This window comes from Halomonas sp. PA16-9 (genome assembly GCF_009728585.1).
Classification (GTDB): Bacteria; Pseudomonadota; Gammaproteobacteria; order Pseudomonadales; family Halomonadaceae; genus Vreelandella; species Vreelandella titanicae.
In genome coordinates, this window is record NZ_CP040451.1 from 2,105,341 (window position 1) to 2,130,437 (window position 25,097).

Genomic DNA, 25,097 nt, shown 5'->3' on the forward strand with positions numbered 1-25,097 from the left:
GCTCGCCGCCAGATCAGCCAATGCTGGGGTCATGTCATTTATTCCAAGCATCTAATGGGCAACGCCTTGAAGCCTGTTCAATCAATGCCTAACCAACTGCGGGCGCAGTGCTCGCAGCCGGGCCATTGCCCGGTAAAGGTCTTCCAATAGCCCCTCAACATGGTCTAAGCCGCTGGTGCGTAGACGAGTTTCCAGGGTCTCTACCAGTAAGGCCAACTCGGGCGCACCGCAGTAGCGGCTAGCGCCATTGAGACCATGCACCCAATCGAGCAGCGTGGGCAAATGCTGTTGACCAAAAGCGGCGCGCATATGCTGTTCACTCTCATCCAAGCTGTCGATCAGACGTTTTAGCTGCTCTCGTGCCAGATGCTCCTTACCCCCCGCTAAACGTGCGCCAATCTCCAGATCAATGATGGGTAGCGTGGCCGGTGCCGCATGGCTAACCCGTGTCCTCTGGGTGGCGTTAATGTCGTGCTGTGGATAGGGCGGCTCTGCAATGCTGGCGGTCAGCCGATGAGTCACCCCCAAAAAGCGGTTGAGCAACTGTGCTAGCTGTGTTTCGTCAATGGGTTTTACCAGCACGTCATCCAGACCTTCCGCGAGCCACTGCTGGCGTTCATTGCTGAGCACGTGGGCGGTAACGGCAATAATGGGGCAGCGGGCCCAGGTACTACTCAACCGGCGCAATGCTTGGGTGGTTTGTACGCCATCCATCCCCGGCATACGAATATCCATTAACACCATGTCGACGTTACTGGCACGGGCGAATTCTAGTGCTTGGTGGCCGCTTTCTACCGTAGAGACATGCAGGGTAGGGTCTTCAAGTAGGTTTTTGAGCAGCTCACGATTGGGTGCATTGTCATCGACAATCAGCAGTTTGAGTGGCTGAGACGCTGCTGGTAACGCGGGGAGCTCCTGTTCGCTCCTATTCGGCACGTGCGTAGATAGCAGTAGCTGCTTGAGCGTCGTTACCAACTGCGCGCGGGAAAAAGGTTTGTAGAGTGTCTCGCCGCCATGGGTTAAGTGCAGTGGCGGCAGGTCAAAACTATTGCCATTGGCTAAAATCAATGTGGGGCAGGGTGTTTGATCAATCACCGCTTGCCAGTGAGCGTGCCATTCGGGGCTAAAGTCGCTGTGTTCAAGTCCCAATATCAGCAATTTCGCTGGCTCCGAGACATCAAAGGCGATGGGTTGTGCTTCCCAGCGCTCTAGCAAGTGCTCCAGTACATGGCGGGTTGGAGCATGAGTTTCATATAAGCGAATGGTCGGATTGGCCAAGCTAATTTCTGGAGGTCGCTCGGCCGCTTTATGAGCCAGCATAGGCAGCGTAAAGAAGAAAGTGGTTCCTTTGCCCAGCGAGCTTTCCACGCCAATCTCGCCGCCCATGCGTTCAATCAACTGGCGGCAGATAGTAAGCCCAAGGCCGCTGCCACCAAATTGCCGTGAGTGGCTTGGTTCTGCTTGGGAAAAGGCGCTGAAGAGGGCCTCCTGGTGGGCGTCGCTGAGGCCAATGCCCGTGTCACTGACGCTCAGATTAAGCACCACATGCTGGCCTTCTAAATTATCCAACATGACACGCACGATCACCTCGCCGTGCTGGGTGAATTTAAGCGCATTGCCTATCAAGTTATTCAATACCTGATGAATACGCAGCGGATCACCGGTTAGCGGGGTAGGCACATCGTCATATACCATGGCCACCAAGTGCAGTTGCTTGCGCTGGGCTTCAGGGGCGTGTAGCCCGACCACTTCGTCGACCAGTGCGACAATGTCGATATCTGTCTCTTCCAGGGTGAGGCGATTCGCTTCAAGTTTGGAGAAGTCGAGCACGTCGTTAACCAGCATAAGCAGGTTGTCGCAAGCGCGGTGTACGTGCTGCAGCCACTCCCGCTGGCGCGTATCCAGTGATGAGCGTCCCAGTAACCGGCAAAAACCGATAATCCCGTTTAGCGGTGTGCGGATCTCATGGCTCATATTGGCCAGAAATTCAGACTTCACGGCATTAGCCCGCAGCGCGCTGCGGTGGGCCAAATCGAGCTTGATATTCTGCTCTTCAATGGTTTCCATGGACTCTTGCAGCTCGCTGGTGGCCTGCTCGATTTGCGTTTGCATATCCCGCTGGGCTTGCTGAAAGTGCTCGGCCAGGGCGTTAATATAGCTACTCAGGTGATGGAGTTCTGTGGCATTAGAGGGCGCCAGATGTAGCCGATAGTCGCCGCGGGATAGCCGATAAAGGGCTTGGTTGGCTTCTTCCAGCGGGCGGGTGGTATAGCGACTGATCGCAAAAGCGACTAAAAACAGCAGCAGGCCAAGCAGCATGCCACCCAAGCTAAGGCTGGCAATCAACTTATAGCGACCAAGGGTTAGCGTACGGGTATCCATTTCGATATCTAGCCAGCCAACGCGGCTGTCCCCAGCTTGGCTGACACTTGTCAGTGGCAAGCGCAGTCGCCATGCATCCTGCTGCTTAATCAATTGCTGATCATCTGGGGCGTTTAGCGGTGGTAGGTTGGATTGCCCGAGTAATAATAGACGGTCGCCCTGGGCATCAAATAGCGCAACCGCTCGCAGTCCTTTCATAGCAAGGAGTTGACGCGACAGGGCTTCCAGACGTTGCTCATCACCCGTTGCGACCGCAGCAGCAAGGTTCGGGGCGAGCAGCTCGCCGACGCTTTCTAACCGCGTTTGGTGTGCCTCGCGAGCTTGCGTATCACTCTGTATAACCAGCAGTACGGCCATCATGGCGTACACCAGGAGCGGGAAACCGAGTAACGCAAACAGCAGTCGGGTATTCAAAGACATGAAAAGAAGCTCGCTGATTCAATGAGGTTGCCTGTCCAGCCTAAGGCAGCACCGATATAATGCAGCATAACGGTGACGATAAGGAACATTCATGAACGATCTTAAGGGCTATCCCACAATAGAAGATGTGGTTGGCAACACGCCCCTGGTACGCCTTAAGCGCATTAGCGCGGGGCGTAACAATACCCTGTTGGCCAAGCTTGAAGGCAATAATCCCGCTGGGTCGGTTAAAGACCGCCCCGCGCTCTCAATGATCAATGAAGCAGAAGCCCGAGGTGATATAGCCCCCGGTGATACGCTGATTGAGGCGACCTCAGGTAATACCGGTATTGCGCTAGCCATGGCGGCCGCGATTAAGGGCTACCAGATGGTGCTGGTTATGCCGGAAAACGCCTCAGAAGAGCGTAAGCAGGCAATGGCGGCCTATGGCGCTAAATTAATTTCCGCCAGCAAAGCGGGCGGTATGGAAGAGGCTCGGGATATTGCGGATGGCATGATCGCCAGGGGCGAAGGCAAGCCGCTAAACCAGTTCGCCAACACTGATAACCCGCTGGCCCACTATCGTACCACCGGTCCCGAAGTATGGGAGCAAACCGGGGGCGAGGTGACGCATTTCGTCAGCTCGATGGGCACCACGGGCACCATTATGGGGGTGTCGCGCTATTTGAAAGAGCAAAACCCGGCTATTCAGATTGTCGGTTTGCAGCCCGCCGATGGCGCCAGTATTCCCGGCATTCGTCGCTGGCCACAAGCGTACCTGCCGGCTATTTTTGAAGCGCCGCGGGTGGATGTCACCCTTGATATTGGCCAACAAGAGGCCGAAGAGCATATGCGCCGTCTGGCCCGTGAAGAGGGCATTCTGGCCGGGGTCTCATCGGGTGGCAGTCTCGCGGGCGCGCTACGTATCGCGGAGCAAACCGAAAATGCGGTGATTGTGTTTATCGTCTGCGACCGTGGTGATCGTTATCTCTCCACTGGCCTATTTGCCCCAGGAGTATAACCATGGCCATGTTGGGAAAACGGCGGCCGCCCAGGCCCGCGTCAGGCCACTCTGGGCTAGCGGGCACGCCTGGTGGCAAAACGCGTCATGCGGCTACGGGTGACACATCTCCTATGGTGATTGAGCGCTTAGCGCACGATGGCCGTGGCGTTGCCCACTCAGCCAACGGTAAAACGGTCTTTGTTGATAAGGCGTTGCCCGGTGAGCAGGTCGAAGTGGCCATTCATCTCACTCGCAAACGCTTTGATGAAGCGCATATCAAATCGCTGCTGACCACCTCCGAGCTGCGCGTCAAGCCGCCTTGTCCGCATTTTGGGCACTGTGGCGGTTGTGATCTGCAGCACCTAAGTGTCGATGCCCAGCGCGACCATAAACGAGAAGTAGTGCGCGATCTGTTTTCTCGCCAGGGTATAACGCTAAGCGAGATCGGCTCGATTCAAGGCAGCGATCAGGGCTATCGGCGCGCGCACGGCTGGGGGTCAAAGTCGACAGCCAAGGCACTACGCGCCTGGGCTTTCGTGCCGCCCATAGCCATCGCCTGGTGGATATTGAACGCTGCCCGGTGTTGGTCGATCCCTTACAGCGCCTATTAACACCTCTGCGTGAGCTGCTGGGTACGTTAGAGGCGCCGCGCCAGGTAGGGCACATCGAATTATTGGCAACGGCGACCGCGCAGGTCGTGTTGGTTCGTCAGTTAAAAGAGCACACCGGGGACGCCGAACGCTGGCAAGCCTTTGCGCAGCAGCAGGGAGTGGCGCTGGGCACTTGGTTGGGGCGAGAAACACCCACACTGCACTGGCATGGCGCAGCGCCGGCGCTTGAAGAGTCGCTAACCGTTACCGGCCAACCACCGCTTAGCCTAAGTTTTGCACCGGGAGATTTTTTACAGGTCAACGCCCCGGTTAACCAGCAAATGGTCGCCCAGGTCATCCAGTGGTTAGCGCCTAAGCCGGGGCAAAAATTACTCGACTTGTTTGCTGGTATCGGTAATTTCAGCCTACCCATAGCGGCAGCGGGTGCTGAGGTTTATGCAGTGGAAGGTAACCCTGCCATGGTGGCGCGCATTGCGATTAACGCTAAGCGCAACCAACTGATGGTCAGCGGTCAGCAGGCTGATTTAAACAGCGCTGCCAGCGTTAAGGAGCTGTTGACCGTTCATGGCGGTAGCGATGCGCTTGTGCTCGATCCGCCGCGAAGCGGCGCCGAAGTTATTTGTCAGGCGCTGGCGCATCACCCGGTGCCCAGGGTGGTCTATATTTCCTGTGATCCGGCGACGCTTGCTCGGGATGCGGCACATCTTGTGCATGCGGGTTACCGGGTCAAGCAAGTAGCAGTGGCGGATATGTTCCTTCACACTGCGCATATGGAAACGCTGATGCTGTTCGAATACGGGGACTAGACGTTTCCCCATCGCATCAAGCCACGGTGGCGGTCGTGCAGAGACCGTCTCCCTGAAAGGATGAGTAATTGTCATGGTGAAAGTGCGTGAAGACCAGCCGCTAACCGCGGGCGGAAAGGTGGATATACAGCAGTGGTTAACGCGCCTGCAGGAGGATGTGCGCCTACCTGAGCCTGAGCGTCTAGTCGGCGCCTGTGAACTCGCCGAACAACTGGAGCTTGAAGCCCCGCGCACCCATCGCGTATGGCTATCGCCAGGCTCTAGTTTTCGCATGGGCCTGGAAATGGCCGATATCCTTGGTGAGTTAAAGCTAGACCAAGCCACGCTTGAGGCCGCCGTTCTCTACCGTGCAGTGCGGGAAGGGCTGCTGAGCCTTGAGTCCGTGACAAAACGCTTTGGCGAAGAAGTGGCCAGTCTGATTGATGGCGTGCTGCAAATGGCCGCTATTAGCTACCCGTTGGCGCCTGACCATGGCATGGGCCAACACAATCAGCAGGAAAACCTGCGTAAGATGCTGGTCAATATGGTCGGTGATGTGCGCGTGGCACTCATTAAGATTGCCGAACGCACCTGCGCACTACGCCAGGTAAAAGACGCTCCCCGGGAAAAAAGTTTACTGGTGGCTCGTGAAGTCGCCGATATTTATGCGCCGCTGGCCCACCGCCTGGGCATCGGTCAGCTTAAGTGGGAACTGGAAGATCTATCGTTTCGCTACCTGCACGAAGATGAGTACAAGGCGATTGCCAAGCTGTTGGCGGAGAAACGCCTTGACCGCGACCGCTATATTCACGATGTGGTCGAAACCATCAAAGGCTTGATGGAAGCTCAGCACATCCACCGCTACGACGTGGATGGGCGAGCCAAGCATATCTATTCGATCTGGCGCAAAATGAAGCGCAAACGGATCGATTTTTCACAAGTTCATGACGTGCGCGCAGTGCGTATTCTGGTGCCGGAAGTGGCGGACTGCTACACCGTGCTGGGGATTATTCACTCGCGCTGGCACCACGTGCCCAACGAGTTTGACGACTATATCGCCAACCCCAAAAAGAACGGCTATCAGTCGCTGCATACCGCCGTGATGGGGCCGGAAAACAAGGTGCTCGAAATCCAGATTCGCACCTTCGCCATGCACGACGAAGCGGAGCTGGGCGTTTGCGCCCACTGGCGTTACAAAGGCCACGATACCAACGCCAAAAGCCGTAGCTACGAAGAGAAAATTGCCTGGCTGCGTCAGGTACTGGAGTGGCAGGACGAGGTGGGTGGCTTTGGCGATTTGCGCGAAGGGCTCTCCAGCGATGTGGCCCCTGACCGCATTTACGTCTTCACTCCCGACGGTCATGTGATTGATCTGCCGCGGATTGCCACACCGATCGATTTTGCCTACCGGGTGCATACCGAAATTGGCCACCGCTGCCGAGGCGCCAAGATTAATGGGCGCATTGTGCCGCTCACCTATAAATTAAAAACCGGCCAGCAAATTGAAATTCTAACCGCTACCAAAGGTGGCCCAAGTCGCGACTGGCTAAACCCCAGTCTGGGCTATGTGCGCACTTCCCGGGCGCGGGCCAAAATTCAGGCGTGGTTCAAACATCAGGCACGGGATCAAAACCTGGACGAGGGGCGCGTGCTGTTTGACCGTGAAATGCGCCGCCTGGATGTGGAAGGTCTCGATTTGCCCAAGCTGGCCAAGGCGGTCAACTACCAAAACGCCGAGGACATGTACGCGGCCATCGGCGCTGGTGACCTGCGTATCGGTCAGGTGCTGCACCAGGCTCAGCAACTGTTTGGTGAAACCGACGACCAAGAGCAGCTCGATCGCCTGCTCGCCAAACCTAAGCGCCAATCCAGCAAAGCCACCAAAAGCGATATCACGGTGCTCGGCGTCGGCAACCTTAAAACCAGTATGGCCAACTGCTGCCGTCCGGTGCCTGGCGAACCGATTATCGGCTTTATTACCCAGGGGCGCGGCGTCACCGTTCACCGCCAGGACTGCAGTAATATTCTGCAATTGCGGCTGGACGAACCCCAGCGCATTATCGAAGTGGAGTGGGGCGAACGCGCCCAGACCCGCTACCCGGTGACCATCGAGATTCAGGCCTGGGATCGCTCCGGGCTGCTGCGCGATGTCACGGGCCTGCTCGGTAATGAAAAAGTCAACGTGCTTGCCGTGAACACGCTAACGGACACCGATGAAGGCATTGCCCGGCTGCGTATTACCCTGGAAGTCGATGGCCTTGAATCCCTGGGGCGGTTGTTCTCGCGCATTCAGCAGTTACCCAACGTTACCGAAGTGCGCCGTTTGCGCAACGCCGACCCGGAACAACAAATTCGCAAGGGAGGGGCATAATGCGCCATGGTATCGATGATCTGCTGACCCTGATGCAGGTGCTGCGCGACCGGGAACAGGGCTGCCCCTGGGATCTCCAGCAGGATTGGGACAGCATTGTGCCCCATACCCTGGAAGAGGCCTACGAGGTCGCCGATGCCATCGAGCGACGCGCTTTTGACGAACTGCCCGGCGAGCTGGGCGATCTGCTCTTTCAAGTGGTCTACTACGCTCAATTTGGCGCGGAAGAGCAGCGCTTCGACTTTGCTGATATCGTCGATACGCTGACCGCCAAAATGCTGCGCCGCCATCCGCACGTGTTTCCGGATGGCACGCTGGCCTCCCGCCGCCCGCCAGGAGTGAGTGCCGAAGAGGTGCAAACTCAGCAGGTCAACAGCCGCTGGGAGTCATTGAAGGCCGAGGAGCGTGCCGAGAGAGCTGTTGAGCGGCCCTCTGTGCTAGACGATGTGCCGCGCACGCTGCCCGCCCTTAGCCGCGCTGCCAAGCTGTCCAAGCGCGCCGCGCGAGTAGGCTTCGATTGGCCTGATGCGCGCGGCGTGGTGGCTAAAATTCGTGAAGAGCTGGCGGAAGTAGAAGAGGCGCTCGCCGCCGGTGATCAACAGCACGCCCAGGAAGAAGTCGGCGATTTGCTGTTTGCAGTGACCAATCTTGCCCGCACGCTGAATGCCGATCCAGAGCAGTGCCTGCGCGCTACCAATGCCAAGTTCGAGCGCCGCTTTCGTTTTGTCGAGCGCGAGCTTAGCGCTGCCCAGCGGCCATTAATAGAGGCTTCCCTAGACGAAATGGAAGCCCACTGGCAGGCAGCCAAAGCAGAAGAAAAACAATCTACCCATTCCTGATCTAATAATGACGCGACCCCTGCAAGGAGGCCATGCCAATGAGTCACGACCTACACGAATCTCTGCGCGATAACGTGCGTATTCTGGGCGACAGCCTGGGGCGAACCATTGCCGACGATTTGGGCCAAGCATTTGTCGATAAAATTGAAACCATTCGCGCCCATGCCAAACGCGGGCGGCAAGGCGACTCGCTGCAGCAGCGCGAACTGATCGAGTACCTGCGTGAGCTTCCCGAGCAGGATCTGCTGCCGGTCACCCGGGCGTTTAACCAGTTCTTAAACCTCGCGAACATTGCCGAACAGCACTATCGGGCGCGCTTTCGCCGGGTCGAGGACTACAAGCCCGGCTCCCAGCCGGTACTGGGGGAACTGTTTGCGCGTGCCGAGCAGGCGGGCAACTCACCGCGTAAACTGGTCGAGACCCTCGCCAATATGCGCGTTGAGCTGGTGCTAACCGCGCACCCCACCGAAGTTATCCGCCGCACCTTGATCCAAAAATATGATGCCATCGATGAGTGCTTAACCGCTATTGAGAGCTCCGAGGATTACCCGGAGCGTGGCACCCGCGCTCAGGGGCGCCTGGAAGAGCTGATTAGCCAGGCGTGGCACACCGATGAGATCCGCCACGAGCGGCCCACCCCGGTGGACGAAGCCAAGTGGGGCTTTGCGGTGATTGAAAATTCGCTGTGGCGGCGGTACCAGATTTCCATAGAGATTTGGATAACCTGCTGCTGGATACCGCCGGTGAACGCCTGCCCCTGGACGCCGCACCGATACGCTACGCCTCCTGGATGGGCGGCGACCGCGACGGCAACCCCAACGTGACCGCCCGAGTGACCCGTGAAGTGTTGCTGCTTGGCCGCTGGATGGCCGCCGACCTCTATTTGCGCGATCTTGAACAGCTCAAAACCGAACTCTCCATGTGGAAGGCCAATAGCGCGCTCAAAGCCGAGGCGGGTGATGTAGCAGAGCCTTATCGCGAAGTGTTGAAACGTCTACTGGCTAAGGTGGAGTCGACCCGGGATTGGGCCAAGGCCGAACTGGAAGGGCGCAACTACGACGGCGGGCCGATTATTGAAACCCGCGATCAGCTCTACTCACCGCTGCTCGCCTGCTACCGTTCGTTGTGTGATGTGGGCCTCGACACCATCGCTAACGGCGCGCTGCTGGATACGCTGCGCCGAGTAGCGGTGTTTGGCGTTACGCTGACCAAGCTTGACCTACGTCAGGAAGCCAGTCGCCATGCCCAGGTCATTGAAGAGCTAACAAGCTCCCTTGGCCTGGGTCACTACCAGGAGTGGGACGAAGCCAAACGTCAGGAATTTCTGCTTGAGGAGCTGGCCTCACGTCGCCCGCTGATTCCGCGCCGCTGGGAGTGCTCCGCCGAGTCCCGCGAAGTGCTGGATACCTTCAAAGTTATCGCCCAGGAGCACTCCGAAGCGCTGGGAACTTACATCATTTCCATGGCCGCTGAACCCTCGGACGTGCTCACCGTAGCACTGCTGATGAAAGAGGTCGGGGGGCAGGTAACGCTACCTATTGCACCGCTGTTTGAAACCCTTAACGACCTGGATCACGCAGGCGATGTGGTGGATCAACTGCTGGCGATACCGGGCTACCGTTCGCTGATCGATGACCGTCAGGAGGTCATGATCGGCTACTCCGACTCGGCAAAAGATGCCGGCCAGCTGGCCGCTGCCTGGGCGCAGTACCGTGCTCAAGAGTCGCTGGTGAATGTGTGTAACCGGCACGGCGTCGATTTAACCCTGTTCCACGGCCGTGGCGGCACCGTTGGTCGTGGTGGCGGCCCGGCCCATGCGGCGATACTCTCCCAACCTCCAGGCTCGGTAAACGGCAGTCTGCGGGTGACTGAGCAGGGCGAGATGATTCGCTTCAAGTTTGGTCAACCTGATATTGCCCTGCGCTCCATGGAGATCTATGCCTGTGCAGTGCTGGAAGCCACGCTGTTGCCACCGCGTGCACCGGAACCGCACTGGCGTGAAGAGATGGATCAGCTCGCCAAGGTAGCGCATGGTGCCTATGTGGGCGTCGTGCGTGAAGACCCAGACTTCGTGCCCTATTTCCGCGCGGTCACACCGGAAGGCGCCTTGGGTAGGCTGCCGTTGGGCTCACGCCCCACCAAGCGGCGTCAGGATGGTGGGGTCGAAACCCTGCGCGCCATTCCATGGATTTTCGCCTGGACACAGATTCGCCTGATGCTACCCGCGTGGCTGGGCAGCGGCGAAGCCTTTGCGCGGCGCTTAGAGCAGCCCGGTGGGCGCGATGTGCTACAGGAGATGCGCAACGAGTGGCCTTTCTTTGGCACCTATCTGGACATGCTGGAGATGCTGCTGGCCAAAGCCGATGTCGCCATTGCCGCTTACTACGAGCATCGCTTGGTCGACGAGCCCTCACTGAAGGCGTTGGGTAAAAAGTTACGCCAGCGCTTCGCGTCGTTGGAAGAAGCAGTGCTGGATATTCTTCAGCAAGAGAAGCTATTGGAAAACACGCCGCTGATTCGCCAGGCGATCGATGTTCGCAACCCCTACATCGATCCGCTGCACGGTTTGCAGGCGGAGTTGCTGCAGCGTAATCGCGACGCCGATGGGGCGATCAGCGCCGATCTTTCCCGGGCGTTGATGGTCACTATGGCGGGCATAGCGGCAGGTCTGCGCAACACCGGCTAGGCTGTTTTAACACGATTTTTTACCGTGATTTTTAACCGTAACGTTTTACTACAACGTTCTACTACAACGTTCTATTACAACAGAGAGGCGTCAATGTCCTCAGATGCTCAAGCGGTACTCGACTTTTGGTTTGAAGCCTTGACGCCTGCTCAGTGGTTTAAAAAAGACGCTGAGTTGGATCGTACAATCTCGCAGCGGTTTGGCGCACTGCATGCCCAAGCCGCGCGGTGCGAATGTTACGCATGGCGTCAAACGCCGCAAGGGCGGCTTGCGGAGATCATTGTGCTGGATCAGTTCTCGCGCAATATCTATCGCGATGACGCTCGCGCCTTTGCCACTGATCCCTTAGCGCTGGCGCTAGCTCAAGAGGCGGTAGCCGCTGGGGCAGACGCAGAACTAACCAGCGAGCAGCGTGCGTTTTTGTATATGCCCTATATGCATAGCGAATCCGCGGCCATTCATGAGCTGGCGATGCAGCTGTTTGACCAGCCGGGGTTAGAGAATAACTACGACTTTGAAGTGCGCCACAAGGCGATTATTGATCGTTTTGGGCGCTACCCGCACCGCAACGCACTGTTGGAGCGGGGCTCTACCGACGAGGAGTTGGCCTTCTTAAAGGAGCCCGGCTCCTCTTTTTAACTGTTTGCTTATCCTCTTATAGCCACATGGCGTTTTATGTCGTTTCGAAAAACTACCCGTATCAATAAATATATTAGCGAGAGCGGGATGTGCTCTCGCCGTGAAGCCGACCGCTTTGTGGAGCAGGGCAACGTGTGGATAAACGGTCGCCGCGCGACCACCGGTGATCAAGTGGTGGCGGGGGACTTGGTTAAAGTAAACGGCCAGGAGATCGAGCCTCAAGAAGAGGAGGATCTGGTGCTGATCGCGCTGAACAAACCGGTGGGCATTGTCAGCACCACCGAGTCCAGCGAAAAGGATAATATCGTTGAGTTTGTGAAGCATGGCGTGCGTATTTTCCCCATTGGACGGCTCGATAAAGACTCCCAAGGGCTGATTTTTTTAACCAATAACGGCGATCTGGTTAATAAGATTCTGCGCGCCAATAACAACCACGAAAAAGAGTACCAGGTGACGGTGAACAAGCCGATCACCGACGAGTTTATTGACGGCATGCAGAGCGGCGTGCCGATTCTTGGCAAGGTGACCAAGCGCTGCAAGGTAAAAAAAGAGTCCACCTTCGTATTCACCATCACCTTGGTGCAGGGGCTCAATCGGCAAATTCGTCGTATGTGTGAATACTTCGGCTACGAGGTTACCCAACTGATTCGCACGCGCATTATGAATGTGCCGCTAAAAGGCTTAGCCCTGGGCGACTGGCGCGATCTCACTGCCAAAGAGATCGATACCATTATCGCGCTGACCGAACGCTCAGAGGCGGCACCAGAAAAGAAAGTAAAGCTAAACCGGAAAGGCCCAACTACAGCTCAGGCGCAGGAAAGGCAAAACCGCCTACCGCAAAAGGGCGCCCGGCCAAAGCAGCGCGAAGGCGGCTGGTGCCAAAGCCGCCGGGGCTAAACCATCCGTCAAGGGTAAAAAAGCCGCCAGCGGAAAAGTCAGTGGAAAAACAGGTACCGGCCCGAAAGGCAGTACGTTAGGCAAGCCGTACTCCAAGGGCAGCAAAGCCCCCGGCAAGCTTGGTGCTAAAAGCAAGCCTGGAGCTAAAGGTAAGCCCGTTGGTAAAGGCCGCGGTAAGCCAGCGGCGGTCGGAAAGCCTTCCCAGCGGCGCAAGTAACTCCCCATCATTCAAGAGTCTTCACTGTGATCCCAATCGTCGCCTTTTACGCTGTAGTGAGCGTTATCGCTTATATCACTTACGCTATCGACAAAAGGCGGCTATTAAAAACCGCCGTCGGGTGAGTGAAAAGTCGCTACATCTGCTTGGGGTAGTGGGTGGCTGGCCGGGTGCGCTACTGGCCCAACAGCAACTGAGGCATAAAACCCAGAAAACCGCCTTTCAAGTTACGTTCTGGCTGACGGTTGTCGTAAATCTGGCCTGTCTAGGGTGGCTAACGGTTTCATTGAGTCTCATTTAGCCACCCGTTTAGCCACCCTATACTTGGTGCCTACGCTCTGGCGTGATTGCCGTGCGCGAAAAGAAAATTAGCGATCAGCTCTTTGCCGCCTTCGGTGGCAAACGATTCTGGGTGAAACTGGATGCCGTGAATCGGGTACTCCCGATGTTTAACCCCCATCAGTTCGAATTCACCCAGTGCCAGCCAACGGCTGCGCTGCTCAAAGCTATCGGCTGCAAGTGCGCCTACGGTGGCGGTCACTTCCAGGCACTCGGGCAGGGTGATCGCATCGGCAATTAGCGAGTGGTAGCGCATCACTTCAAGCTGGTCAGGCACGCCGTTAAACACCGAGGCGTTATTGTGGTTGATCGGGCTGATCTTGCCATGCATCGGCAGCGGCGCTTTGACTACCTTGCCGCCAAACACGTGCACGATGCCCTGCATGCCCAGGCATACTCCCAGCAGCGGCGTGGTTTTGCCCAGTTTTTCGATCACTTCTGCACACACACCAAAGTAGCGCGGGTCATCTGGCGAGCCGGGGCCGGGGGAGATGATAATACGATCTGGTGCCATGGCTTCGATGGCGTTGAAATCGATTTGATTGTTGCGCTTAACGACAATCTCAAAATTGGTCAGCCCGCCGCGATTCTTCTCCGTAGTCAAAATCTCACCAATAAACTGGTAAAGGTTATAGGTGAAGGAGTCGTAATTATCGATGATCAGTACCTTCATGCTTGGCTCTCCATGTCCGTCTCCATAAAGGGGGTAAGGGCTTTGCGAGTACCGGCAAACTTGCGGCGGATCTCCTCATACTCATCGTCGGCATTGCTATCAAACACATTGCCACCGCAGGTTTGCACGTAGGCACGCTCACCATTCACAAACACGGTACGAATGGGAATCGCAAAGGTGCAGTCGCCGTTAAACGAGAACTGGCCCACTGCGCCGCCGTAGGGGCCCCGACCGTCAGTTTCCAGGTCATCGATAATTTTCATCGCCTCGATTTTGGGGGCGCCGGTGAGGGTTCCCGCGGGGAAGTTGCTGGCCAGCGCGGTAAACATATCTTCGCCTTCGGCGATGATGCCGACGATCTCGCTGGAGATATGCTGCACGTGGCTAAAGCGTTTGATATCCATCAAACTGCGCACTTTCACCGTGCCAAACTGCGCTACCCGGCCAATATCGTTGCGGTGTAGATCCACGATCATATTGTGCTCGGCGATCTCTTTGGGATCGTTAAGCAGCGCGCGGGCGAGCTGGGTATCTTCTTGGGGCGTCTGACCCCGGGTGGTGGTACCCGCCAGCGGAAAGGTCTCCATCTCGCCCTGGCGCAGCCGGAACAAAAGCTCTGGGCTTGCGCCGATCAGCTTCTGCTCGCCGAATTTGACGTAGTACATTTGCGGCGACGGGTTGATGGTGCGCAGCTGGTCATACAGCGCCAGAGCGTCGCCTTTAATACTAAAGCGTTTTTTAAAGCCGACTTCGCACTGGAACACTTTGCCGTCGATAATATCCTGTTTCACCTTGGCCACCGCCTCGGCGTGTTCTGCCTGGCTCATGGTGTCGCCTAAGGCGGTGATTTTCAGCGGGCCTGCTGGTTCATCGTCTGCATCAATTAGCGTCTGCAGAAATTCGTAGCGGCTGTTGTCGTAATAGAAGTAGGTGACTTCTCCGGTCATCTTGTCGAGGATGAGACCATCTTTGTAAAGTCCAAAACGGAAGGTGTCGAAATCATCGTTGGCTTTTAACGTAAGCGATGGCTCGAAATACTGCATGGCATCGTAACCAAGGTAACCGCTTAACCCCCCGGCGTACTTGCGGGAAATAATATTCTGCGGGATCAGGCTACGCAGCAGTTCGTAGGGGTTGTCGCTAGTGTAGTGGTTGGCATTGCCGCCACGTTCTTCAATGGTCAGCGTGTTGCCATTGGCGTAGAGCGTGTACTCGGGGTCGAAGCCGATAATCGAGTGGCGCGCCATATGGCTATCTTCGCCCAAAGACTCAAGCATGTAGCAGGTATCAAACCGACGCTCGATTTTCTGAAACAGGGCAAAGAAGTCGCAGTCCGCCGCCAAGGTCACATAGTGAGGTTTGCGCGGCAGCGTAAAAGGCTGCGGGCCTGATAAGGCATGTGTATTGGCAGTGGTCATGATGCATCATTCCGTGAAGAAGGGCTTGAAGAGGGTAACGTGGTAAGCGCGCGGGAACCCCGCGAAACCGTAGCGATTCCCACGCCCAGGGTTTCGGCAATTTTGCGGTGGGGCACGCCTTCACGCAGCAGCTTAAAAATTTGTAGGCGTTTACTGATTTCTTGGTACTCTGCAGGCGTTAGCAGGCTCGCCAGCGCTCGATCCATTGCTTCAGGTGAATCAATGGAGAGTAGGTGGTCGATTAGCTCAGCCTGATAGTGACCGTTTGAAGGCATAGTTCGCTACCGAGTAATTAGTGGTGTACTAACGTACTAGTACGCTACCTGATTGCTCTGGGAAGTCAAGTAGCGCCTGTCAATTTAAGGAGCCCCGATGACCAGTTATTTCATTCAAGCCTTTATTTATCTTGTTGCCGCGGTGATCGCCGTACCTCTTGCCAAGCGGTTTGGCCTGGGGTCGGTACTGGGTTACTTGGTCGCCGGGGTGGTGATTGGCCCAATCCTGGGGCTGGTGGGGCAGGAGACCACCACCATTCAGCACTTTGCCGAGTTTGGCGTAGTGATGATGCTGTTTTTGGTAGGCATGGAGCTTGACCCCAAAGGGCTGTGGGCAATGCGGGTTCGTCTGATCGGTCTGGGTGGGCTTCAGGTCGTGCTAACCGCTGCAGCTGGCACCGCTATTGCCTGGTGGCTGGGGCTGGTGTGGCAAACCTCCCTGGCGGTGGGACTGATTTTCGCGCTCTCTTCTACGGCGATTGTGCTGCAAACACTGAATGAAAAGGGGCTCGCCAAAACGGAGGGTGGGCGCAGCGCTTTCTCGGTGCTGTTGTTTCAGGATATTGCGGTGATCCCCATGCTGGCGCTGATCCCGCTTCTAGCGCTGCCTGAGTTGATGGGCGGGCGGTGATGATGGCCACGCCAGCTTAAGCCTGGTAGCCCACTTGCCCGGCTGGGCGCACGCTTTAGTGGTCGTGGCAGCTATCGCAAGCGTTATTGCCGCTGGCTACTATTTGATGCCGCTGCTGTTTCGCTATGTGATTGGCTCTGGCCTGCGTGAAGTATTTACCGCTACTGCGCTGATGCTGGTGATTGGCATCGCCGCACTGATGAGTGTGGTCAATTTATCTCCCGCACTGGGTGCCTTCCTGGCGGGGGTGGTGCTCGCCAACAGTGAATTTAAGCACGAGCTGGAAGCCAATATTGAGCCCTTCAAAGGACTACTACTGGGGCTGTTCTTTATTACCGTAGGAGCGGGCATCAACTTCTCGGTGTTAGCGGCGGAGTGGGGCGCGGTGTTATCGCTAGGCGTGGCGGTTATCGTTGTTAAAGGTCTGATTCTGCTGGGCTTGGCGCTGCTATTTCGGGTACATGGTAGCAACGGTTGGCTATTCACTTTAAGCCTTGCCCAAGCCGGTGAGTTTGGCTTTGTGCTGCTGACCTATAGCGTTCAAAACAACGTGATTCCTACTGATATCTCCCAGATTCTCTCACTGGTGGTGGCGCTATCGATGTTCTTAACGCCGTTGCTATTTATTGCCTATGACCGGCTGGTGCTGCCGCGCTACCTTATCGCTAAAACGATGATCGCGAAGCCGATGCTATTGAGGAGCAGGCACCGGTTATCGTTGCGGGGGTAGGGCGGTTTGGACAAATAATCTGCCGCTTGCTGCGCGCCAACAACATTCCCATTGTGGCTTTGGATCATGAGATCGAGCAGATCGAGAACCTGCGTAAAATTAATATCAAAAGCTACTTTGGTGACGCCAGCCGCTCCGACTTGCTTGAGACCGCAGGGATTGAGCACGCTAGGTTACTAGTTATCGCGTTAGACGATCGTGAGCGTGCCGTGCAGATGGTTAAGCATGTGAAGCATGCTTACCCCCAAGTGTGGGTGCTGGCCCGTGCGTTCGACCGTGGTCATGGCTATCAACTACGTGATGCAGGGGCCGACGATGTTATCAGTGAAACCTATCATTCAGCGCTGGAGTTGGGTGGGCACGCACTGACTGCCATGGGCGTGCACCCTATGCGAGCTAAGCAGATGACCTGGGCCTTTGTACAGAACGAAGATGCCCATGAGGATGAATTGTTTGAGGCCTGGAAAGAGATCGAAGAGGGCATCAGCTTCAGCCCCCGCTACGGTGAGCTATTTATGAAGCTGGAAGAGTCGTTGAACAGCGCAATGCAGCAGGATTGGCCAGAGCCGCAACGGCAGGATGTGCCTATTTGGACACCGCCTGAGGTTGATCAGGAGCACAAGGCATAGAAAAATGGCGGTTTGCTGTGGTGCGCTGATTTATTAGGGGGGGCACACCCTTCTACCGAGTAGCGATGGGCTTGGTCGCTGTGTTGGCTGCCGATCAAGCGCACGGCGGCGTCGTAACTTTAAACAATCACCTTAGAAGCCGGGTCGCCTTGCAAGCTGCGAAAGCTCATCCGGCCCAGAGCGTCGTATTGATAGCTCTGCTGGCGGGGGGCGGGGGTGAGGTGATCGAACCCACCGAGGTGGTTATACGCGCGCTCTAGCACCAGCGGCTGATGGCACTTGTCCTGAGGCGGTGCTGGGTCTCCTGGTGCAGGGCATAGGGCTCCAGGGTGATTTTCAGATCCAAACCGGGGGCGCTTAAGTTGTGCAGGTGGCCGCATATGGTGCGTATTATAGTGATAAAGCGTCCAGCCGCTATCGCCAATGAAAAATGACAAGTGCCTTCTCTTACCTAGCAGGTAGTTATGCAGACTTTTTTGCAGACTCTTCAAACTCGCAAACTCCATCGTCGTAATTCCATTTTCCGCCTCTGTCCAGACATTTGTCCACTTCCCAAAATTCACAGCCATAAAGAAGTGGTAGTATTACAATCACAGCGATTATTTTATTCATAAACACCTTAATATTGAGACGGTAGTCCATTAGGTCTAAATAACTCACATATTTGACTGCAATCTTCGGTTGAATTTGCAGCCCCATTATTTCGGCCATGATGGTTAGCCACTTGATCATCTTCGGAAGATGATACTGAATTGCCTTTTATATGTTGATCAAACCACTCACGTGTATCACTTATGCACTTTGCAGCGCTGCCCCCTCCATTGCCACCTTGGGCGGCCTCACAATTCGCCTTACAATGGAAATACTTGTCGCCTCCAATGGTATTGGCTTCCCGCATATCGAGGTAGTTTCTCCCAAAACTTAATGAGCCTCTAACTAACCCGTTCATATAATTAGCTGCTTTAGTTATACTTTCTTTGAGTATGGTAAGTCTGGTACTAAAAGCGTCTTCCGCTTGTTCCACAGATCTGGAAATGCGATTTGACTGTGAATACGGGCCGCCGCCTAGCCCATAAGGCCCACCACTCAACCCCAGCGGATCCACCATGCTGATCGGATTCGTCACATAGCCATACAAATTCGTGCCGCCGTTAAGACCAATTGGATCCTGGCTAATATAACGTCCTTGCTGCGGGTCGTAGTACCGGTGGCTGTTGTAATAGAGCCCGCTCTCTTCGTCGTGCCACTGGCCCTGGAACCGGATCGGTTGGGTGACGTTGCGCACGGCGCGCTGGTTTTTGACCGCCGCCCAGTCGTCCGGTTCGGCTAGCCAGCGGGGCTGGCCGTTGGGAGTGACCAGTTGCATCGGGGTGCCCAGGACGTCGGTGATATAGGCGCTGAGCACTTGGCCTTGTTCAGTATCATCAATACGCAGCATAGGCACAAAACTGCCCGGCTCGTAAACCACCGTAGTGCGCTGGTTCTCGGTTTCTTCGCGGACGATGCGATCACCGTCCCAGCCGTAGTAGGTGGTGGCGGTGGTGCCGTTGGGGTTGCGCACGGTTTTGCTGATGCGTCTTCCCAGGCCGTCGTAGCGGTAGGTGGCTTCGCGGGTCGCCCCCAGCTCGCTGGCGTGGATCAGGTGCACTAAGCGGTTGGCGCGTCGTAGCCAAGCGTTAGGCGTTCGCCGTTGGGCTGTTGGCGTTCGACCAGGTTGCCGGCACCATCGTAGCGGTAGCGGGTACCGTTAAGCTGAGTGAGTCGGTTGTCAGGCAGCGCCTTCTGATTATCTTTAGATTCTAAGCGATACCCGGCGGCGCCGATAAGGGTACCGGTGAAGGCGCTCCTGTTTCTACCGTGTGATCCTGCAGTTATCCTATGAGTCCAGAATCAGACGACAATGCTTCTGCAACGCTAACGTCAAGGAATCCTGCTAGTTAACTTCCCTACCTCGGTGCGGTGGCGAGTTAGGTCAGCCATGTTACGGTTATAGGTTCAGCTCAGGAGCTTTTCATTCAGATTAAGTCTCCGATAAGTAAATATACCAACCGTCCTCTCCTAGCTTTTTCAATTCGCCGCTTTTAACCCTAGCCCTCACATTGTTACTAACAATGGGGATGAATTTAATGCCTTTACTAACTCCTGAAACTGAAAGTCCAGAACTATACAAGGGTAAAGTTACCGAAACTAAGGGGAAATCTTGTTGGCTCCAGTCCCTAGTACACATAAGGGCTTCCCCTCCGATATCTGTAAATGCTCTCCTTGCCTCACTTATATTAGTATTTTCCGGTTTGAAAGCCAGTACGGTAGAAAGGTCTATACCAGTTGATTCAGTTCCAAGCCATTTAACGCTAGGATTTGATTTGCAAAACTCAACTAATTGTTTGATAGAGTCGTTTTTATTTGCGAAAAGAATTTCAATATCTTCATCAGGAGGCATGGTGTCAAAGGTACTAAAGTTTTCAGCATCACAGCCCAATAATATCCCAGAGAATAGAAAAATAAAATAAAACATAATATTATTTGCATTCATTGTAATACTCCCAGCCATTCATTATGTTCACAGAATCTCCTGGGTTATCTCCCCAAGTGAAACCAGAATTTGTCATAATTTTTGTCGCAAAGTCTGGAAATAAATAACCGCCTGTCGTAATCCTCATTAAGCCAGTAGCTGCAGCTAAGTCACTAGGTGTTCCTCCACCTTGCCTGATAACCTGATTTGCTCCTGCACCGTACATACTACTTTCTAAGTTAAAGCCATAAGCGCCCGCAACAGCACCAAAATGATAATTTCCGAAGTCATCCAGGAGGTTTGAGTCAATACCTAGATCATTTAGCTCGTTTTTATAATCCCATTTACCATTTGTTTGAACTGCTGCCACCCAATCTTTAAAAGACATGTTTTCAGCTTCAGAAATGTTAGCACAAAAATCAATATTCCCTTGTTCAAGAATATCCTGAAACCTTTTCGGTACACCTGCTTGTGAGCAGGATGTGGTTGAGCTCGTAAGATTGCTAAAGTCAGCACCTAAAAAACCATGCAACCCCAGCGGATCCACCATCCCCGTCGGATTCGCACACATAGCCATACAAATTCGTACCGCCTCTTAACCCAATCGGATCCTGGCTAATATACCTGCCTTGCTGCGGGTCGTAGTAACGGTGGCGGTTGTAGTAGAGGCCGCTCTCTTCGTCGTGCCACTGGCCTTGGAGCCGGATCGGTTTGGGTGACGTTGCGCACGGCGCGTTGGTTTTGACCGCGGCCCAGTCGTCGGTTCGGTGAGCCAGCGGGGTTGGCCGTTGGGGGTGACTAACTGCATCGGCGTACCCAGGGGGGGGCGGTGACGTAGGCGCTGAGGACTTGGCCTTGTTGGGTGTCATCGATTCAGAGTATGGCACAAACTACCCGGTTCATACAACACCGTGGTGCATGACTTTTGATGCTTGATCGCCTTGCAGCACACGGAAGCTCATTCTCCCCAGGGCGTCGTATTGGTACTGCTGTTTCACTGGCGGCGCTGTTAGCACCGCGCAGGGTAAGGTGATCCACTGGCCGAGGTTGGTGTAACCCGCTCCAGTATTAATGGTTGGGCTTGATCCCCGCTGTTGAGACGGCGTTGGGTCTCGTGATGCAGGGCATCGGGATTCAGGGCGATTCCCAGGTCAGGACCGGAGCGTTGATGGCGCGTGTCATTGTGATAAGAATACTATGGCTACTACAACGCTACCGCCGAGAAAGCCAGCATGTGCCTACCCTCTTTAACAATATCTTATTATTTTTTAATAAGATAAAATAACTTAACACTTAAAAAAACGAAAATCGAATACCCTATCGAGAGAAAAGCAATAAAGAAAGGTGCCAAGAACCTACCTGCATCATATATGACAATATTAAAGTATTTTTTTTGCTGGTCTGTTCTTTCATTAGCCGAAAATACTCCGTTACCATCCAAATCAAACTCTCTAGTTTCTTAACAAAATAAAGATCAATTGTATAAAATTCAATTGATAAAAAAAACACAACAAATATAAGTATTAAATTGATGCGCTAAGAGAATGATGAGTTGGCCATTTTCTCTTAGAGAGAATTAGCAACCCTACTGTAATCAAAATATAATTGAATATTGAAAAAGGAAACCAATAAGAACGATAAAAGTCAAGAATTCCATGTCAGCAGCCTGTTTACTTATTGGGGGTTGGGTAAGTCTCTACCCATACATATGGTTTATAAGGATAGGTAGTGCCACCTGAAAATTCACCACCCGAACCGGGGCCATCATGAGTCCATGGTGCTAATTCATTCGCATCCCAAAAGCCATCGCCAGCAAAACCTGTAAACGTAGTCGTACAAGTTGTCGAACCACATTCTTGTTTGAAGTCGACTCGAGTTCTACCAACGTGGAAAACATCAAAAGTCATATCTGCACTTAAGTTGCCGTTATCATATTTTGCTGTACCATTTTTTAAAGCTTCAGATTGACGTTGAACCAACGGATGATTTCTCAAAGCTTCTTTAGTATTTGGGCCTAATGCTACTTCCTGCCCATATCCATTTTTATAATGAGCCCAAGCTTCTTCTGTATTATCAACAACAACAGTCTCAAGAGAACATTGCCCTATTGTTCCTGGCCTTAGTGCACCTCCGGATCGAAGAGAGCTAAAGTCAGCACCTAAAAATCCACTCAACCCCAGCGGATCCACCATGCTGATCGGATTGGTCACGTAACCATACATGTTCGTGCCGCCTCTTAATCCAATCGGATCCTGGCTAATATATCGTCCTTGCTGCGGGTCGTAATAGCGGTAGCGGTTGTAGTAAAGCCCGCTTTCTTCATCGTGCCATTGACCCAGGAACCGGATTGGTTGGGTGACATTGCGCACGGCGCGTTGGTTTTTGACTGCCGCCCAGTCGTCGGGTTCGGCCAGCCAGCGGGGTTGGCCGTTGGGGGTGACCAGTTGCATCGGGGTGCCTAGGGCATCGGTGATATAGGCGCTGAGCACTTGGCCTTGTTCAGTATCATCAATACGCAGCATGGGCACAAAACTGCCCGGCTCGTAGATCACCGTGGTGCGCTGATTGTCCGTCTCTTCGCGGACGATGCGATCACCGTCCCAGCCGTAGTGGGTGGTGGCGGTGGTGCCGTTGGTGTGGCGCACGGTTTTGCTGATCCGCCTGCCCAGGCCGTCGTAACGGTAAGTGGCCTCGCGGGTCGCCCCCAGCTCGCTGGCGTGGATCAGCTGCACTAGGCGATTCGCGCCGTCATAGCCCAGGGTTAAACGTTCGCCGTTGGGCTGTTGGCGTTCGGTCAGGTTACCGGCCCCGTCGTAGCGGTAGCGGGTGCCGTTGAGTTGCCCCAATCGATTATCAGATAGGGCTTGTTGGCCTTCTAGCCGATTGCCCGCCGCGTCCACGCTGTAGCGGTGGGCATGATCGCCGTGTTGGCTGCCGATCAAGCGTCCGGCAGCGTCGTAGCTGTAGGCGATGACTTTTTCTGCTGGATCGCCTTGCAGGCTGCGGAAGCTCATCCGGCCCAGGGCGTCGTATTGGTAGTCCTGCTGGCTAGTGGTGTCCGGGCTGCGCAGCGTGAGGTGGTCTAGCTGGCCCAGGTTCGTGTACCCGCGCTCCAGCACTAGCGGCTGGTTGTGCGCATTGGCACCGGTGCTAAGACGGCGCTGGGTCTCCCGGTGCAGGGCGTCGGGCTCCAGAGCAATTTCCAGATCAAGGCCGGGGGCGCTTAGGCCATGCAGGTGGCCGCTGCCGTAGGTGTGCCAGTTAAGCGCCGGTAGGTCGCCGAACTGGCTGGCTTCGGGGGCGCCGTTGGCGGTGAGCGTGTGCTGGTGCTGCCACTGCCAGCCACTCTCACCTGCTAGGCCCGCATGGCGCTGCTGTTCGCCGATTAAGCGCTGGGCGTGGTCGTAGCTAAAGCTGACCTCGCCATTATCGTTGGTGACGCTGAGTAGCTGACCATTGGCGCCCCATTGATATTTTTCACTGCTGGCCGGGGCGTGTTCGGTGGCGGGCAAGTGCCGGGCGGTGAGACGACCGGCTTCGTCATAGTCGTAACGAGTGACCAGCGGCTGGCCATCCGGGCCTGTGCGGTTGGCCTCAATGCGTTCGATCAGTCGCCCGGCGTCATCGTAGCGGTACTGCTGCTCCCGGCCATCGGGGCCGGTCTCGTTGGCTAAGCGATCCATCTCGTCATAAGCAAAGCGGTAGACTGCGCCGTTGCCCAGGGTGAGTTCGCTTAGGCGGCCAATGTCATCATAGGCGATAAACTGCTGGCTGCCATCGGCCTCGATACGCTGCACCGGGCGGCCGTGGTCGTCGAAGAAGAACTGCTGCCGAAACCCTTGGGGGCCTTCCAGCTCCACCAGCCGCCCTAAAGAATCCACATGGTGGTGCCAGTAGAGCCCGTCGGGAAGCTGGGTGGCGATACGCCGACCCATCTCGTCGTGCTGGGTGCGGGTGGTCTCACCTAATGCATTCGTCACGCTGGCCAGATAACCGTGGCGGTCGTAGGCGTACTCGGTACGCTGCTGTGAGCAGTCGATCTGGGCGCTGACCTGACCCAGAGCGTTCCACTCGCGTTGGTGGGTAGCACCCACCGCATCGGTGACGGTGGTAGGGCGGTCGGGCAGGTCGGCATGGTCATAGGCGAAGGTGGTGGTGCCTTCCGGCCCGGTGACTTCCAGCGGATGGCCGAGGTCATTGCGCTGTATCTGCCAGCGCTGCTCGTCAGGGCCTTCGATACTCACCGGATGACCCAGGGCATCGCGCTCGATGGCCCAGCGGGTGCCGTCTGGGGTTACCTGGGCAATCACTTGCCCGTGGTCATCCCGTTCAATCAGCGTCTCATGACCAACGGATCCACGGTGGCGATCTTACGTCCGGCACGGTCGTAACGAAACTCAATGCGCGAGCCATCGGCGCGGGTATGGGCCGTCCAGCGGCGGCCGGGGCCACTGCCCACAAAGTGGTAGCGCTCCTCCCGGCCCAGGCTGTCGGTGACCAGGGTGTGATCCACTTGGTAGCTGTACGTCCGCGCTAAGCCACCGGCTTCCTGCTGGCCCACCACGCGGCCATCCGGGGCGTGGCGATCCCAGGTGTAGTGGGCTTCCATGCCCCCGGGTACCCGGTGGGCAGTCAGCATGTGATCCTGCCACTCGAACTCACGCACCACCTCGCCGTGACGGTGGCGTACCGCAATCAGGTCGCCTGCGGGACTAAACGAATAGCGCACCAGCCACTTGTCTGCCGACTCACCGTCGTGGGCCTGCACCAGCTTAACGCCGGTTAAACGTTGGCCGTTATCGTCCTGCATGGCGGGTAACAGGCCATCGTAAACCAGCTGGTAGTGGCGCTGGGCGCTGTCGATCACCTGCACCAGCAGGCCACCTTCCCAGCGGTACTGGGTGGTATAGCCGTTGCGGTCGCGCTCTTCGATTAAGGGCCAGCGGCCGGCATCGGTGGTGGCTTTTTCTGTCGCAGAAGCGGCATTATCCGCGAAGACATAATACAAGCCGCTGGCATCGCTCAGGACGATGCGCTCGGGATCATTGCGTAATGTCTCAT

Annotated in this window: 20 protein-coding genes and 2 pseudogenes; 11 read left to right on the top strand and 11 right to left on the bottom strand. The window is 55.6% G+C overall.

What is annotated here, in order from left to right; all coding sequences use genetic code 11:
- Positions 1–81 precede the first annotated feature (81 nt).
- Positions 82–2,802 carry a response regulator gene (locus tag FDY98_RS09705; RefSeq protein WP_027959134.1) on the bottom strand — a complete coding sequence of 907 codons (2,721 nt, stop codon included), beginning with the start codon at positions 2,800–2,802 and terminating at the stop codon, positions 82–84.
- 91 nt (positions 2,803–2,893) lie between these two features.
- Between FDY98_RS09705 and cysM the strand changes: the two genes are divergently transcribed.
- The 8 genes and pseudogenes from cysM (at position 2,894) to FDY98_RS27615 (ending at position 13,130) form a co-directional block, all read left to right on the top strand.
- Positions 2,894–3,802 carry a cysteine synthase CysM gene (cysM, locus tag FDY98_RS09710; RefSeq protein ID WP_009286444.1) on the top strand — a complete coding sequence of 303 codons (909 nt, stop codon included), beginning with the start codon at positions 2,894–2,896 and terminating at the stop codon, positions 3,800–3,802.
- A gap of 2 nt (positions 3,803–3,804) precedes the next feature.
- Positions 3,805–5,201, top strand: a pseudogene (locus FDY98_RS09715) (TRAM domain-containing protein).
- A 73-nt stretch (positions 5,202–5,274) separates the two neighbouring features.
- Positions 5,275–7,551: a GTP diphosphokinase gene (relA, locus tag FDY98_RS09720; RefSeq protein WP_027959135.1), complete on the top strand. Its 2,277-nt coding sequence runs from the start codon at positions 5,275–5,277 to the stop codon at positions 7,549–7,551.
- Complete coding sequence (gene mazG, locus FDY98_RS09725; RefSeq protein ID WP_027959136.1) at positions 7,551–8,390, top strand: nucleoside triphosphate pyrophosphohydrolase; 840 nt, start codon at positions 7,551–7,553, stop codon at positions 8,388–8,390. Before relA ends, mazG begins: the two co-directional genes overlap by 1 nt.
- A 38-nt stretch (positions 8,391–8,428) precedes the next feature.
- Positions 8,429–11,076 (top strand): annotated as a pseudogene (ppc, locus tag FDY98_RS09730) (phosphoenolpyruvate carboxylase).
- Between the two features lie 93 nt (positions 11,077–11,169).
- The gene (locus FDY98_RS09735; protein ID WP_027959138.1) at positions 11,170–11,715 is read left to right on the top strand and encodes a DUF924 family protein; all 546 of its coding nucleotides are present in this window, start codon (positions 11,170–11,172) and stop codon (positions 11,713–11,715) included.
- Between the two features lie 87 nt (positions 11,716–11,802).
- Positions 11,803–12,612: a 23S rRNA pseudouridine(2604) synthase RluF gene (gene rluF, locus FDY98_RS09740; protein WP_340146449.1), complete on the top strand. Its 810-nt coding sequence runs from the start codon at positions 11,803–11,805 to the stop codon at positions 12,610–12,612.
- A gap of 371 nt (positions 12,613–12,983) precedes the next feature.
- A complete protein-coding gene (locus FDY98_RS27615; protein WP_340146872.1) occupies positions 12,984–13,130 on the top strand; it encodes a DUF1294 domain-containing protein in 147 nt (48 codons plus the stop codon).
- 30 nt (positions 13,131–13,160) lie between these two features.
- On the opposite strand, the gene FDY98_RS09750 is transcribed toward FDY98_RS27615, so the two are convergent.
- Genes FDY98_RS09750 through FDY98_RS09760 form a run of 3 tightly spaced genes read right to left on the bottom strand, consistent with a single transcriptional unit; the run spans position 13,161 to position 15,534 of the window.
- Positions 13,161–13,841 carry an anthranilate synthase component II gene (locus tag FDY98_RS09750; protein ID WP_027959140.1) on the bottom strand — a complete coding sequence of 227 codons (681 nt, stop codon included), beginning with the start codon at positions 13,839–13,841 and terminating at the stop codon, positions 13,161–13,163.
- A complete protein-coding gene (locus FDY98_RS09755; protein ID WP_027959141.1) occupies positions 13,838–15,259 on the bottom strand; it encodes an anthranilate synthase component I family protein in 1,422 nt (473 codons plus the stop codon). Before FDY98_RS09755 ends, FDY98_RS09750 begins: the two co-directional genes overlap by 4 nt.
- Positions 15,256–15,534 carry a Trp family transcriptional regulator gene (locus FDY98_RS09760; protein ID WP_027959142.1) on the bottom strand — a complete coding sequence of 93 codons (279 nt, stop codon included), beginning with the start codon at positions 15,532–15,534 and terminating at the stop codon, positions 15,256–15,258. Before FDY98_RS09760 ends, FDY98_RS09755 begins: the two co-directional genes overlap by 4 nt.
- A 97-nt stretch (positions 15,535–15,631) precedes the next feature.
- Here FDY98_RS09760 and FDY98_RS27620 point away from each other — a divergent pair, with 97 nt between their 5' ends.
- The 3 genes from FDY98_RS27620 to FDY98_RS27630 are packed head-to-tail and all read left to right on the top strand — an operon-like array spanning position 15,632 to position 17,524.
- Positions 15,632–16,165 (top strand): cation:proton antiporter domain-containing protein, encoded by a 534-nt coding sequence (locus FDY98_RS27620; RefSeq protein ID WP_340146450.1) that lies wholly within the window; start codon positions 15,632–15,634, stop codon positions 16,163–16,165.
- 34 nt (positions 16,166–16,199) lie between these two features.
- A complete protein-coding gene (locus FDY98_RS27625; RefSeq protein ID WP_340146451.1) occupies positions 16,200–16,895 on the top strand; it encodes a cation:proton antiporter domain-containing protein in 696 nt (231 codons plus the stop codon).
- A gap of 26 nt (positions 16,896–16,921) precedes the next feature.
- The gene (locus FDY98_RS27630) at positions 16,922–17,524 is read left to right on the top strand and encodes an NAD-binding protein (protein ID WP_340146452.1); all 603 of its coding nucleotides are present in this window, start codon (positions 16,922–16,924) and stop codon (positions 17,522–17,524) included.
- A 119-nt stretch (positions 17,525–17,643) separates the two neighbouring features.
- Here the strand turns inward: FDY98_RS27630 and FDY98_RS09770 are convergent, their stop codons facing one another.
- From FDY98_RS09770 to FDY98_RS09800, 7 genes are all read right to left on the bottom strand, one after another.
- Positions 17,644–17,961, bottom strand: a complete 318-nt coding sequence (locus tag FDY98_RS09770) for a hypothetical protein (RefSeq protein ID WP_155705801.1) — start codon at positions 17,959–17,961, stop codon at positions 17,644–17,646.
- Between the two features lie 182 nt (positions 17,962–18,143).
- Positions 18,144–19,172, bottom strand: a complete 1,029-nt coding sequence (locus FDY98_RS09775) for an RHS repeat-associated core domain-containing protein (RefSeq protein ID WP_051430532.1) — start codon at positions 19,170–19,172, stop codon at positions 18,144–18,146.
- Between the two features lie 372 nt (positions 19,173–19,544).
- Positions 19,545–20,057 carry a hypothetical protein gene (locus FDY98_RS09785; RefSeq protein WP_027959145.1) on the bottom strand — a complete coding sequence of 171 codons (513 nt, stop codon included), beginning with the start codon at positions 20,055–20,057 and terminating at the stop codon, positions 19,545–19,547.
- On the bottom strand, positions 20,044–20,586 hold the full coding sequence (locus FDY98_RS26070; protein WP_196517936.1) for a polymorphic toxin type 44 domain-containing protein: 543 nt from the start codon (positions 20,584–20,586) through the stop codon (positions 20,044–20,046). Before FDY98_RS26070 ends, FDY98_RS09785 begins: the two co-directional genes overlap by 14 nt.
- Complete coding sequence (locus FDY98_RS09790) at positions 20,546–20,923, bottom strand: RHS repeat-associated core domain-containing protein (RefSeq protein ID WP_196517938.1); 378 nt, start codon at positions 20,921–20,923, stop codon at positions 20,546–20,548. Before FDY98_RS09790 ends, FDY98_RS26070 begins: the two co-directional genes overlap by 41 nt.
- A 783-nt stretch (positions 20,924–21,706) precedes the next feature.
- The gene (locus tag FDY98_RS09795; RefSeq protein WP_155705802.1) at positions 21,707–24,346 is read right to left on the bottom strand and encodes an RHS repeat-associated core domain-containing protein; all 2,640 of its coding nucleotides are present in this window, start codon (positions 24,344–24,346) and stop codon (positions 21,707–21,709) included.
- 23 nt (positions 24,347–24,369) lie between these two features.
- Positions 24,370–25,044: a hypothetical protein gene (locus tag FDY98_RS09800; protein WP_155705803.1), complete on the bottom strand. Its 675-nt coding sequence runs from the start codon at positions 25,042–25,044 to the stop codon at positions 24,370–24,372.
- Between the last annotated feature and the right edge of the window lie 53 nt (positions 25,045–25,097).

Coding starts and splice junctions, on each gene's coding strand:
- FDY98_RS09705 (WP_027959134.1), bottom strand. CDS start 2,802: ATGTCTTTGAATACCCGACTGCTGTTTGCGTTACTCGGTTTCCCGCTC.
- cysM (WP_009286444.1), top strand. CDS start 2,894: ATGAACGATCTTAAGGGCTATCCCACAATAGAAGATGTGGTTGGCAAC.
- relA (WP_027959135.1), top strand. CDS start 5,275: ATGGTGAAAGTGCGTGAAGACCAGCCGCTAACCGCGGGCGGAAAGGTG.
- mazG (WP_027959136.1), top strand. CDS start 7,551: ATGCGCCATGGTATCGATGATCTGCTGACCCTGATGCAGGTGCTGCGC.
- FDY98_RS09735 (WP_027959138.1), top strand. CDS start 11,170: ATGTCCTCAGATGCTCAAGCGGTACTCGACTTTTGGTTTGAAGCCTTG.
- rluF (WP_340146449.1), top strand. CDS start 11,803: ATGTGCTCTCGCCGTGAAGCCGACCGCTTTGTGGAGCAGGGCAACGTG.
- FDY98_RS09750 (WP_027959140.1), bottom strand. CDS start 13,841: ATGAAGGTACTGATCATCGATAATTACGACTCCTTCACCTATAACCTT.
- FDY98_RS09755 (WP_027959141.1), bottom strand. CDS start 15,259: ATGACCACTGCCAATACACATGCCTTATCAGGCCCGCAGCCTTTTACG.
- FDY98_RS09760 (WP_027959142.1), bottom strand. CDS start 15,534: ATGCCTTCAAACGGTCACTATCAGGCTGAGCTAATCGACCACCTACTC.
- FDY98_RS27620 (WP_340146450.1), top strand. CDS start 15,632: ATGACCAGTTATTTCATTCAAGCCTTTATTTATCTTGTTGCCGCGGTG.
- FDY98_RS09785 (WP_027959145.1), bottom strand. CDS start 20,057: ATGAATGCAAATAATATTATGTTTTATTTTATTTTTCTATTCTCTGGG.
- FDY98_RS26070 (WP_196517936.1), bottom strand. CDS start 20,586: ATGGTGGATCCGCTGGGGTTGCATGGTTTTTTAGGTGCTGACTTTAGC.